Annotated in this window: 12 protein-coding genes; 1 reads left to right on the top strand and 11 read right to left on the bottom strand. The window is 62.0% G+C overall.

The annotated features are described in order from the left end of the window. Positions 1 to 46: 46 nt before the first annotated feature. A complete protein-coding gene (locus tag C8C94_RS02760) occupies positions 47 to 805 on the bottom strand; it encodes a sulfite exporter TauE/SafE family protein (RefSeq protein WP_121419625.1) in 759 nt (252 codons plus the stop codon). A gap of 5 nt (positions 806 to 810) precedes the next feature. Beyond that, positions 811 to 2193, bottom strand: a complete 1383-nt coding sequence (hemN, locus tag C8C94_RS02755; protein ID WP_055395207.1) for an oxygen-independent coproporphyrinogen III oxidase — start codon at positions 2191 to 2193, stop codon at positions 811 to 813. A 187-nt stretch (positions 2194 to 2380) separates the two neighbouring features. Between hemN and fnr the strand changes: the two genes are divergently transcribed. Next, positions 2381 to 3103, top strand: coding sequence for a fumarate/nitrate reduction transcriptional regulator Fnr (gene fnr, locus C8C94_RS02750; protein WP_121419624.1), 723 nt, complete (start codon positions 2381 to 2383; stop codon positions 3101 to 3103). 68 nt (positions 3104 to 3171) lie between these two features. Here the strand turns inward: fnr and C8C94_RS02745 are convergent, their stop codons facing one another. The 9 genes from C8C94_RS02745 to C8C94_RS02705 all read right to left on the bottom strand — a co-directional run bounded on the left by C8C94_RS02745 (position 3172) and on the right by C8C94_RS02705 (position 11229). After that, complete coding sequence (locus tag C8C94_RS02745; RefSeq protein ID WP_055395203.1) at positions 3172 to 3465, bottom strand: hypothetical protein; 294 nt, start codon at positions 3463 to 3465, stop codon at positions 3172 to 3174. Between the two features lie 51 nt (positions 3466 to 3516). Then, positions 3517 to 3798 (bottom strand): FixH family protein, encoded by a 282-nt coding sequence (locus C8C94_RS02740; protein WP_055395201.1) that lies wholly within the window; start codon positions 3796 to 3798, stop codon positions 3517 to 3519. A gap of 73 nt (positions 3799 to 3871) precedes the next feature. Then, positions 3872 to 5317, bottom strand: coding sequence for a cytochrome c oxidase accessory protein CcoG (gene ccoG / locus C8C94_RS02735; RefSeq protein ID WP_121419623.1), 1446 nt, complete (start codon positions 5315 to 5317; stop codon positions 3872 to 3874). Between the two features lie 86 nt (positions 5318 to 5403). After that, complete coding sequence (gene ccoP, locus C8C94_RS02730; RefSeq protein WP_055395196.1) at positions 5404 to 6321, bottom strand: cytochrome-c oxidase, cbb3-type subunit III; 918 nt, start codon at positions 6319 to 6321, stop codon at positions 5404 to 5406. 24 nt (positions 6322 to 6345) lie between these two features. After that, entirely contained in the window at positions 6346 to 6483 is a 138-nt protein-coding gene (locus tag C8C94_RS02725) for a cbb3-type cytochrome c oxidase subunit 3 (protein ID WP_055395194.1), read from the bottom strand. 13 nt (positions 6484 to 6496) lie between these two features. Then, positions 6497 to 7129, bottom strand: a complete 633-nt coding sequence (gene ccoO, locus C8C94_RS02720) for a cytochrome-c oxidase, cbb3-type subunit II (protein WP_055395192.1) — start codon at positions 7127 to 7129, stop codon at positions 6497 to 6499. A gap of 17 nt (positions 7130 to 7146) precedes the next feature. Then, entirely contained in the window at positions 7147 to 8586 is a 1440-nt protein-coding gene (ccoN, locus tag C8C94_RS02715; protein WP_055395190.1) for a cytochrome-c oxidase, cbb3-type subunit I, read from the bottom strand. Positions 8587 to 8650: 64 nt separating this feature from the next. After that, the gene (gene ccoS / locus C8C94_RS02710; protein WP_008906189.1) at positions 8651 to 8788 is read right to left on the bottom strand and encodes a cbb3-type cytochrome oxidase assembly protein CcoS; all 138 of its coding nucleotides are present in this window, start codon (positions 8786 to 8788) and stop codon (positions 8651 to 8653) included. Next, entirely contained in the window at positions 8788 to 11229 is a 2442-nt protein-coding gene (locus tag C8C94_RS02705; protein WP_233573565.1) for a cation-translocating P-type ATPase, read from the bottom strand. The genes ccoS and C8C94_RS02705 overlap by 1 nt, the downstream gene beginning before the upstream one ends. Positions 11230 to 11321: the final 92 nt, after the last annotated feature.

Genomic DNA, 11321 nt, shown 5'->3' with positions numbered 1-11321 from the left:
TCCCGAACCCCGTCGCACCGCAGCTTGCGAATGGGGGAACTGCTGGCTAGCGGCACCACAACGACGGTTTGTAGACCAGGTCCATCCAGAGTGCCCAGCTGGCCACTGCGCACAGCAACCCTCCTGCGATGCGCGTTCCCCAGTCCGCACGTTTCGCATTGACCCCTGCTTTCAGCCGAATCCACACCAAGGGCCCGCCCACCAGCCACACACCACTGCCCAGGCCAAAAAGCGCCATGCTGAACGCCCCTTCCAGAGGCCCACCGCTCAGCGCAGCCACGAGCAGCGCTGAATAGAGCAAGCCACAGGGCATCAAGGCCCAAAGCCCCCCAGCAACCAGAACCCCGCCTGGTGCACTGACGAGAGGCCGCACACGCGCCCATACGGTACGGCCCGCCTGCTCTACCCACTGGGGCTGGCGCGCCTGGATCACCATCATCAAACCCCACGCCATCACCGCAACATGCATCAGGGTCCACGCAGGGCGAAGTGCCACGGTCTGCTGGGTCAACCATGCCAGGCTATCCATGGCCCATGCAGCCAAGCCACCCGCCACAGCGTACCCGGCCAAGCGGCCAGCATGAAAAGCGACGGCGCGCCGAATGACACCGCCACGGGGCACCCACTGCACCGTCTGCACCGTCTGGGGAGTTGCCTGTGGCTGCGCATCTCCACCGGCTGTGGACGCCATGCCCCCACCGCCCTGCCCGATCAATGCCCCACAAGGCGCAGAACACATGGCCAAACAATGGGACCCGCCAACGAGCCCCATCAGCAAGGCGGTTGAGGCGACCGTAGCAATCATGAGGATCAGATGATGCGCGAAAAACGGGCGCGGTTGCGGTCAGCCTGCAGGTAACGGTCAAAGACCATGGCAATGCCACGCACAAAGAACCAGCCCATGGCAGTGACCTCGACCCCATCGGGCCGCACCACCACAAGCCCCTGCTCGGCCATGGTTTCCAGTTGCGCCAGCTCCGCAGAGAAGTAGTGGCGAAAGTCGATCAACCACGCTTGCTCCATGGGCTCAAACAACAGCTCGCCTTGGCACATCAAGGCCATGATGACTGCGCGGCGCACAAGATCGTCACGCGTCAGGGCCAATCCACGAACAACGGGCAGGCGCCCCTGGTTCAGAAAATCGTAATACTCATCCAGGGTCTTGGCATTTTGGCTGTAGGTAGCTCCGACCCGGCCAATCGCAGACACCCCCAGGCCGATCAGGTCGCAATCAGGTTGCGTACTGTAGCCCTGGAAGTTGCGGTGCAGACGCCCCTGGCGCTTGGCGACTGCCAATGCATCCTCAGGCAATGCAAAGTGGTCCATGCCCACATACACGTACCCAGCATCCATGAAGGCGTCCAGCGAACGGGAGAGCATCGACACCTTGCCTGCAGCCGCTGGCAACTCGGCCGAAACAATACGGCGCTGAGGCTTGAAACGTTCTGGCAGATGGGCATACGCGTACAACGCGATACGGTCAGGCCGCAGCTGCGTAACCTGGGCCAGCGTGCGGTCAAACGACTCTGGCGTCTGCCGAGGCAGGCCGTAGATCAAATCCACATTGATGGATTCAAAACCCAGCGAACGTGCGGACTCCACGAGCGAAAACACCTGCTCGGCAGGCTGTATGCGATGAACGGCCTTTTGAACCTCGGGATCGAAATCCTGCACTCCAAAGCTCAGTCGGTTGAACCCCAGTTCCGCCAGCACGGCAAGGCGGTCCGCATTGACGGTGCGAGGGTCCACCTCAATCGAATACTCCCCGCCCGGCGCCAACGAAAAGCTGCGTTTGAGCATGCCCATCAGCTCCCGCAAGCCCTCGTCCGATAGAAAAGTGGGCGTGCCACCACCCAGGTGAAGCTGACTCACCACCTGCCCCGTGCCGCAGTGTGCTGTGTGCAAGTCAATCTCGCGGCTCAAATACCGCAAATACACCTCTGCCCGATCATGGTGTTTGGTGATGATCTTGTTGCATGCGCAGTAGTAACACAGGGACTCGCAAAAGGGGATGTGCACGTACAAAGACAGCGGCAATGCTTTCGTCATGGAGCCCAGCCTGCGCTGCTCCAAGGCAAGTGCGTAGTCGTCCTGCCCAAAGGCCTCGACGAAACGGTCAGCTGTTGGGTAAGAGGTATAACGGGGCCCTGGCACGTCGAAACGGCGCAGCAGCTCGGGCGAAACAGCGGTCATGGGCAAATTCCTTGCGTACACTTCGACTGTGCCGTAAGCTGCACTCCATGTCCTTGACCTGCATCAAGTGATGGGCCGGGACGAACAGCGACAATTTGATGCACATCAGTCGCCCGCCCGCACCCAAAGGCCCAGCCTGTTAGGCATATGGGGCGATATGCTCAAACCTTACCCAGCCCCTGTGCCTATGAACCCGCTCACCATCAAAGTCGCCTGCTCCAACTGCAACCTGCGCGAGCTGTGCATGCCGGTCGGGCTGAACGAGGAACAGCTGCAACGCATTGACGAGGTCGTTGCCGTTCGCCGCAAGGTCAAACGCGGTGGAACCCTTTTCCGCAATGGCGAATCCTTCACCTCGCTCTATGCCATTCGCACCGGCTTCTTCAAAACATGTGTGGCCACCGAAGATGGGCGTGACCAGGTCACGGGTTTTCAGATGGCAGGCGAGATCATCGGCCTCGATGGCATCGTGAATGACCACCACACCTGCGATGCAGTGGCCCTGGAAGACGCGGAAGTCTGCGTCATGCCCTTTGACCGCATCGAAGAACTGTCCCGCGAAGTCACCGCCTTGCAGCACCATGTGCACAAGATCATGAGCCGCGAGATTGTCCGCGAGCATGGCGTGATGCTGCTCCTGGGCAGCATGCGCGCTGAGGAGCGCCTGGCCGCATTCCTGCTCAACCTGGTTCAGCGCCTGCACGCCCGGGGGTTCTCGCAGTCCGAACTCGTGTTGCGCATGACCCGCGAAGAGATCGGTAGCTACCTGGGCCTCAAGCTCGAAACCGTGAGCCGCACCTTCTCCAAGTTCGTGGAAGAAGGCATTGTCGAGGTCAAGCAGCGCCATGTGCGCATCCTGGAGACCGAGGCCCTCAAGCGCATCGTGAACAACCAGCAGGCCTGCCACTGAACTCGGTGTAGTCTGCCACCCTGACAGTTCTCACCAACTTGACCTCTGCCCACAGGTGGCGTTACCGCTCAAGGACACGATGATGTCTTGCGACAGTCATCGGGGCGCTCGCCTTCGGGAACCGGGCAACGGTTGAGTTCAAACGGCGACATCGCGAGCAGCGTGGTCAACGCGCTGGATGCCATCGTGATCATCCAGAACGCAAAAAAGGCAAGCGTGTATACGCCCTGCCGTGACAACGCCAACGGCTGCCCAAACCAGTGAAGGTCTTGCGGGTCCACCATCGCAAAAACCAGCATTTCCATCACACCTGCCATCAAAAAGGCCGGCCATGCAATCCACATCACGCGTTGCATCCACATTGGTTTGTCTCCTGGTAAGGCCGTGCAGGCATGCCGCCCGGCCAGGTGGGTTCAGCGCGGCTGGTCCTGGACCGGGGTGGCCGCGTGGTTGCGGCCCTTCATGGCTGGCAACAGGCTTTTTTCTGGGGTGGCCAGTGTCTTGTTGATCTCGATGCCCTGGCGGTAATAGTCCTCAGCGACCACGGGGTCGGGGCGCGATATCGCGAGCCACAGGGTGACAAAACCTGCAATGATCACGATCACGGGACCGGCGATGATCAGCCAAACATGGCCAAACCTCCACCAGGGTGCAGCGGCAGAAGGGGCAGTGCCGAGGGCGGAACTGGATGGCATGGTGCTTACTCCTCAAAAATTATCTTGCTCAAAGCAAGACCCGCGAAGGTCTTGCAACGGGGCGCGCGCTGCGTTATCGCGGCACCAGAAACACGGATTTCTCGCTCACATGGGCGTCCGCGCCCAAGGCCTGCACATCGAACTGCACGGCATGTGATCCCGAAGGGACTGATCCATAGGGTATCTGCAGACGGACGGCCACCCACCGGGACTCCGCCGCACCGATGTCCACCTCGGCATCAGAAGCGACCTCCAGCCCTTCAAGGCCACGCACACTGATGCGATAGCGCTGGGGGCCTTCAGTGGCGTTCATGATCTGCAGGCGGTAGATGTTCTCCAGCTTTCCACCCGCCACGATGCGCGACAGCGCCGCCCGATCACGCACCACATCCACCTTCAAAGGCGTGCGTGTGACAAGGCTGGCCATCATGCCTACGCACAGGGCCACCAGAACCGCGCTGTATATCAGCACTCGTGGCCGCAGCACACGGCGCAGGATCTGCGACTGACTCCACCGTTTGGCCACGCCGTTCTGCGTAGAAAACCGGATGAGCCCGCGCGGATACTGCATCTTGTCCATCACGGTATTGCAGGCGTCCACGCACAGGCCGCAGCCAATGCATTCGTACTGCAAGCCCTTGCGAATGTCGATGCCCACGGGGCACACCTGCACACACAGCGAGCAGTCAATGCAATCGCCCAACCCCTGGGCCTTGTAGTCGATGTTCTTCTTGCGCGGCCCACGCTGCTCACCGCGTTCTGGGTCGTAGGTAACGATCAGCGTGTCCTTGTCAAACATGGCGCTCTGAAAGCGCGCATAGGGACACATGTATTTGCACACCTGTTCGCGCATATAGCCGGCATTGCCATAGGTGGCAAAGCCATAGAACAGTACCCAGAAAATCGGCCAGCCACCCTGCACCGCCAACAGCTCCGCCCCGAGTTCGCGGATGGGCACGAAATAGCCCACGAACGTGAACCCCGTCCACAACGCCACGGCAATCCAGATGACCTGCTTGAAAAACTTCTTGCGGACCTTCTCGAAGGTCCAGGGCCCGTTGTCCAGGCGAAGCCGCGCACTGCGATCGCCTTCGATCTTGTGCTCGATCCACATGAACATTTCGGTGTAGACCGTTTGCGGGCATGCAAAACCACACCAAAGCCGCCCCGCTACCGCCGTAAACAGGAACAGCGACAACGCCGAGATAATGAGCAGGCCCGTGAGATAGATGAAATCCTGGGGGTACAGAACCAGGCCGAAGATGTAGAACCGCCGAGCCCCCAGGTCAAACAGCACCATCTGGCGCTGCCCCCATTCAAACCAGGGCAGCCCGTAGAAAACGATCTGCGTGAGAAACACCATACCCCAGCGCCAACGCGCGAAGAGGCCACTGATGGAACGCGGGTAGATCTTCTTTTGCGCTTCGTACAGGGAAACAATCTCGCCCTGCGATGAGGCATCGGACGCAACCGGCGCTATCGGGATGACCTTGCGAGCAGGCTCGCTGGGTGGGTTCATGATGGTATCGGTCCGTTTGCTTCGTGGTTCTCAGTTTGCGCTGCCCCCTGGAGCAGTGCCTAGGCACTGCTCCAAGTGGCCAAGGCTCAGCGTGCAGCGGCCTGGGTGCCGTTCGACAAGCCCCAGACATAGGCCGACAGCACACCGATCTGCGCTTCTGTCAGCTTGTCCGCCTGTGCGGGCATCTGGTTGACCTTGCCGTTGTTGACCATGGCAGTGATGGCCGCCTCGCCCCAGCCATGCAGCCAGATGTCGTCGGTCAGGTTGGGGGCACCCAGTGCCTGATTACCCTTTCCGTCCATTCCGTGGCAGGCTGCACACGCCGTGAACTTGGACTTGCCCAACGAAGCACGCAGCGAGTCATGCGGGCTGCCCGAAAGACTCAGCACATAGTGCGAGAGATTGCGCACATCTTCGGGGGAGCCCACTGCGGCAGCCATGGGAGGCATGTTGCCGATACGGCCCTTCTCGATGGTTTCACGGATCTTCTCGGGTGCACCGCCATGCAACCAATCGCCATCAGCCAGATTGGGGAAACCCTTGCTACCCCGGGCGTCCGAGCCATGGCACTGCGCGCAGTTGTTCATGAACAGGCGCTCGCCAATGGCCTGGGCCTGAGGATCCTTGGCAATGTCTTCAGGCTTCATCGAGGCAAACCGGGCATACAGCGGCTCCAGCTCGGCCTTGGCCTTGGCCATCTCAGCCTCGTATTCACCCTTCTGTGTCCAGTTGAGCTTGCCGGAAAAGCTGCCCAGGCCTGGATAGGCGGCCAGGTAGCCCAGGCCGAAGATGATGGTGATGACAAACAGCCACACCCACCAGCGTGGCAGGGGGTTGTTCATCTCGACCAGGTCTTCGTCCCAGACGTGGCCGGTAGTGTTGTCGGACGTGGCCATCACCTTCTTGCGGCCTGCCATCCAAAGCAGAATGCCGCAGGCGATGATGCCGACCAGGGTCAGCGTGGTCACAAAGACCGACCAGAAATTGCTGGTGAAGTCACTCATGGGGTGTTCTCGTTCTGGTGAAGGTCAATCTTGCTCGAAAGGCAGCTGGGCGGCCTCGTCGAACCGGGCCTTATTGCGGCCTCGATAGGCCCAGACCCAGATGCCAATGAAACAGGCCATTGAAGCCAGCGTGGCCACAATGCGCATGGTGGTGATGTCCATGGGGATATCTCCTTTACTTGAGCGCGCGGCCCATGACTTGCAGGTACGCAATCAGCGCTTCCATCTCCGTCTTGCCCTTGACATCAGCGGCAGACGCAGCGATCTGTTCGTCGGTGTACGGCACACCCACAGTGCGCAGGGCCTTCATGCGCGGCGCCACGCTGGCGGGGTCCACGGCGTTCTTCTCCAGCCAGGGGTAGGCAGGCATGTTCGATTCGGGCACCACATCACGCGGGTTGTTCAGGTGGATGCGGTGCCATTCGTCGCTGTACTTGCCTCCCACGCGGTGCAGGTCGGGGCCTGTGCGCTTGCTGCCCCACTGGAAGGGGTGGTCGTACACAAACTCACCCGCCACCGAATAGTGCCCATAGCGCAGGGTTTCAGCGCGGAACGGGCGGATCATCTGCGAGTGGCAGTTGTAGCAACCTTCACGGATGTAGACGTCGCGGCCCACGAGTTGCATGGCGTTGTAAGGCTCCACGCCCTTGACCGCCTCGGTTGTGGACTTCTGGAAGAACAGTGGCACGATCTCTACCAGGCCGCCGATGGCGATGACCAGGAGGATCAGCACGATCATCAGGAAGTTGTTGGTTTCCACCTTTTCATGGGAGAAGCCGGTCGAATTCGATGGGTTATTGTTAGACATGAGTTATCTCCTTCGGCTCAGGCGTGGGCCGCATTCACGGCAGGGATCGCCACCTTGACCGAACGGCCCGAGATCGCTGTCATCCACACGTTCCAGGCCATGACCAACATGCCACCCAGATACAGCAGGCCACCGGCCACGCGGATCACATAGAACGGATAGGTCGCCTTCACGCTTTCCACAAAGGTGTAGGTGAGCGTGCCGTCGGGGTTGATGGCGCGCCACATCAGGCCTTGCATCACACCGGCAATCCACATCGCGGCGATGTACAGCACGATGCCGATGGTGGCCATCCAGAAGTGCAGCTCAATGGCCTTGATGGAGTGCATCTTTTCGCGGCCAAACAGTCGGGGCACCAGGTAGTACAGCGAGCCCATCGAGATCAGCCCCACCCAGCCCAACGCGCCAGAGTGCACGTGGCCCACGGTCCAGTCGGTGTAGTGACTCAGGGCGTTGACGGTCTTGATGGACATCATCGGACCTTCGAACGTGGACATGCCGTAGAACGACAGCGACACGATCAGGAAACGCAGGATGGGGTCGTCACGCAGCTTGTGCCATGCGCCCGACAGGGTCATGATGCCGTTGATCATCCCGCCCCAGCTGGGTGCCAGCAGGATCAGCGAGAACACCATGCCCACCGATTGCGTCCAGTCAGGCAGCGCGGTGTAGTGCAGGTGGTGAGGGCCGGCCCACATGTAGGTGAAGATCAAGGCCCAGAAGTGCACGATCGACAGGCGATACGAATACACGGGTCGTCCCGCCTGCTTGGGGATGAAGTAGTACATCATGCCCAGGAAGCCTGCGGTCAGGAAGAAGCCCACGGCGTTGTGGCCATACCACCACTGCACCATGGCATCCTGCACACCGGCGTAGGCCGAGTAGCTCTTCATGAGGTCAGCCGGGATCGCAGCGCTGTTGACCACGTGCAGCAATGCCACAGCCAGGATGAACGCGCCAAAGAACCAGTTGGCCACATAGATGTGCTTGACCTTGCGCACACCGATGGTGCCAAAGAACACGATGGCATAGGACACCCATACCAGCGTGATCAGGATGTCAATCGGCCATTCGAGTTCAGCGTATTCCTTGCCCTGGGTGTAGCCCATTGGCAGGCTGATGACGGCCCCGGCAATGACCAGCACCCATCCCCAGAAGGTGAAGGCCGCCAGGGGCCCGGCAAACAGGCGAACCTGGCAGGTGCGTTGCACCACGTAGTAACTGGTGGCGAACAGCGCACTGCCACCAAACCCAAAGATCACCGCATTGGTGTGCAAGGGTCGCAAGCGGCCATAACTGAGCCACGGAATGCCAAAGTTGAGTTCAGGCCAGGCAAGCTGGGCGGCGATGATGACGCCCACCAGCATGCCAACCACCCCCACAACCACGGCCAGGATAGAAAACTGCCGCACCACTGTATCGTTGTAGTGCGCAGCATTTGTTTTTGGAGAATCCATCGGGCACCTCTTTGTAATGCAGTAAGAGTTTGTTGCAGTCAGCTTTTTTGGGCATTGACACAAGTCAACCGTCTCGGAGAATCCGCTCTCCCTCTTGCTCGACACTCTCGAACTGGCCGTGGTAGACCGCCCACCACAGGCCCGCCAGAATCATCAGCACCAGCACCACGGACAGTGGAATCAGCAGATAAAGAATGTCCATCAGGCAGCCTCCAGCCAGCTTGTTTTTGAGATATCAATCGGCACAGCGCCCTGTTGTGGCCGCAGGTCTTCGCCTTGCGCAGGCAAAGCCGGCAGGTCGCGCGCAAGGCGCGCGGCGTTGAGCACCACCAGCAACGAGCTGAGCGCCATGCCCAGCCCGGCCAACCAGGCTGGCATCCAGCCCACCACCGCCAGCGGAACACACAACGCGTTGTAGCCCGCAGCCCACCACAGGTTCTGGCGCACCACACGCAAGGTACGGCGCGCCAGCAGCACGGTCTGTGGCACCAGCGCCAGGCTGTCGCCCAGCACCACAAAATCGGCCTGCGACTGCGCCAGCGGCACCGCACGGCCAAATGCAAACGACACATGGGCCCCTGCCAGCACCGGGCCATCGTTCAGCCCATCGCCCACCATGGCCACCTGGTGGCCACCGGCCTGCAAGGACTGCAACGCAGCCAGCTTGCCCTGGGGCGTGCACTCGCCCGCCGCCTGGGCAATGCCCGCTTGCGCCGCCACACGTTGCACCGCGCCCACGCGGTCGCCCGACAGCAGTTGCACCGCCACGCCGCCCTGCTCCAACGCAGCCACTACAGCGGGTGCCTCTGTGCGCAGGTCCTCCACCAGATCGAAACGGGCCAGCTCGGACACTGCGCCGCTGACATGCTGCTCCGACAGCACCACCTGCAGCGCCGACCCCGCTTCTTCAGGCGCCACGCCGGCATGGTGCGCAGACCCCAGCCGGACCTGGCGCGCGGGCTGTCCGGCCCCCAATCTGTCGTGCACCCTGGCCACCAGGCCCTGCCCGGCTTCTTCCTGCAGATCGGTCACCGCCCAGCGACCATCATCCAGCGCAGCAGCCGCAGCTACCACGGCTCGCGATGCAGGATGCATCGAGTGGCGCGCCAGAGACGCCGCCATAGCCAACACCTCTTCCGTGCTCCATCCATGGGCGGTGTGTACGGCCTGCAAGGCCATGCCGTCCCGCGTGAGCGTGCCGGTCTTGTCGAACACCACGGTGTCCACATGGGCCAGCGCCTCCAGCCCCTGCAGGTTGCGCACCAGCACACCATGGCGCGCCAGCGTGCCAGCGGCGGTGAGCATGGCCACCGGCGTGGCCAGCGACAGCGCGCAGGGGCAGGTGACGATGAGCACAGCCACCGCCACCATCAAGGCATGCCCCGGGTCGGACGGCCACCAGTACACCGCAGCCAGGCCCGCTGCCACGAGCACCGCCACCAGAAACGGCCGCGCAATGCGATCCGCCAATTGGGCAAGGCGTGGCTTTTGCAGCGACGCGCTTTCCATCAGCGCCACGATCTGCGCAAAGCGGGTCTGCCCGCCCGTGCCTTCCACATGCACCTCCACCGGCGCCTGCAGGTTGTAGCTGCCCGCCGTGACCGTGCTGCCCACGGGGCGCGCCACGGGGGTGGACTCGCCCGTCAGCAGGGATTCATCGGCGTGCGTGCTGCCCAGCGTAATGCGCCCATCGGCCGGAAACGCCTCGCCCGGCAGCACACGAATGGTGTCTCCCGCCACCACACGGCGCGTGGCCACGCGCACAAAGCTGCCATCGGCAGTGCGCCGCTCCACGCTGTCGGGCAGGCGGTTCATCACAGCTTCCAGCGCACCGGCAGTGCGGTCGCGCAGGCGCAGCTCCAGCCAGCGGCCCGTGAGCAGGAAGAAAACAAACATCGTCAGCGAGTCGTAGTACACCTCCTTGCCAAAGATGCCTGCAGGGTCGAAGGTGCCCGCCGTGCTCACCACAAAGGTAATGGCCATGCCCAGCGCCACGGGCAGGTCCATGCTGACGCGGCGCAGGCGAATATCGCGCAGCGCACTGCTGAAGAACGGCCCACACGAGAACACCACCATGGGCAGCGTGATGACCCACGAGGCCCAGCGCAGCAACTGCTCCATCTCGCCCGTCAGGTCGCCAGGTTGCGCCACGTACGCGGGCCACGCGTACATCATCACCTGCATCATGCAAAAGCCTGCCACCAGCCAGCGCCACAGCGCGCGGCGGTTCTCACGCTGGCGCTGCTCGCGCGCAAAGGCATCCATGGCGGGCATGGCGCGGTAGCCTGCCTTGTGCACAGCGTCCATCCACTGCGAGGGCTGCACCTGGGAGGGCTGCCACACCACGCGCGCACGGCGCGTGGCAGCGCTCACATCCGCCTGCAGCACGCCGGGCACGCTGCGCAGGGCATCTTCGATGGTGAGGGCACAGGCCGCGCAGTGCATGCCGTCCAGCACCACCTGGGAGTCCCAGGCACAGCTGGCGGGATCTTCGGCAGCCTGGCCCGTTGGCCCCACAGGCCGACCGAACGCCGACCACTCCTGCGGGTCGTCCAGCAGCACGGCGTGCGCGGCAGGCTCCGCATTGGAAACAGCATCGGGCGGATGTGCCGGGGAGGAGGCCGGCGCACCGGGTCGAAACATTGACATGGTTCAAGCCTATCGTTCGGGCATGACAGGTACATTGACCTGCATCAAGTCCCAGAACATGATTCATCCTAAGCTTGTTCCATCAC

This window comes from Acidovorax sp. 94 (assembly GCF_003634645.1).
GTDB lineage: Bacteria > Pseudomonadota > Gammaproteobacteria > Burkholderiales > Burkholderiaceae_C > Acidovorax > Acidovorax facilis.
Note: the sequence above shows the minus strand (reverse complement) of the source record. Positions and strands in the feature narration are given on the sequence as shown.

What these genes read in the sequence shown, in the direction of transcription:
- C8C94_RS02760 (WP_121419625.1), bottom strand. Translation starts at nt 805, where the DNA reads ATGATTGCTACGGTCGCCTCAACCGCCTTGCTGATGGGGCTCGTTGGC.
- hemN (WP_055395207.1), bottom strand. Translation starts at nt 2,193, where the DNA reads ATGACCGCTGTTTCGCCCGAGCTGCTGCGCCGTTTCGACGTGCCAGGG.
- fnr (WP_121419624.1), top strand. Translation starts at nt 2,381, where the DNA reads ATGAACCCGCTCACCATCAAAGTCGCCTGCTCCAACTGCAACCTGCGC.
- C8C94_RS02745 (WP_055395203.1), bottom strand. Translation starts at nt 3,465, where the DNA reads ATGTGGATGCAACGCGTGATGTGGATTGCATGGCCGGCCTTTTTGATG.
- C8C94_RS02740 (WP_055395201.1), bottom strand. Translation starts at nt 3,798, where the DNA reads ATGCCATCCAGTTCCGCCCTCGGCACTGCCCCTTCTGCCGCTGCACCC.
- ccoG (WP_121419623.1), bottom strand. Translation starts at nt 5,317, where the DNA reads ATGAACCCACCCAGCGAGCCTGCTCGCAAGGTCATCCCGATAGCGCCG.
- ccoP (WP_055395196.1), bottom strand. Translation starts at nt 6,321, where the DNA reads ATGAGTGACTTCACCAGCAATTTCTGGTCGGTCTTTGTGACCACGCTG.
- C8C94_RS02725 (WP_055395194.1), bottom strand. Translation starts at nt 6,483, where the DNA reads ATGGACATCACCACCATGCGCATTGTGGCCACGCTGGCTTCAATGGCC.
- ccoO (WP_055395192.1), bottom strand. Translation starts at nt 7,129, where the DNA reads ATGTCTAACAATAACCCATCGAATTCGACCGGCTTCTCCCATGAAAAG.
- ccoN (WP_055395190.1), bottom strand. Translation starts at nt 8,586, where the DNA reads ATGGATTCTCCAAAAACAAATGCTGCGCACTACAACGATACAGTGGTG.
- ccoS (WP_008906189.1), bottom strand. Translation starts at nt 8,788, where the DNA reads ATGGACATTCTTTATCTGCTGATTCCACTGTCCGTGGTGCTGGTGCTG.
- C8C94_RS02705 (WP_233573565.1), bottom strand. Translation starts at nt 11,229, where the DNA reads ATGTTTCGACCCGGTGCGCCGGCCTCCTCCCCGGCACATCCGCCCGAT.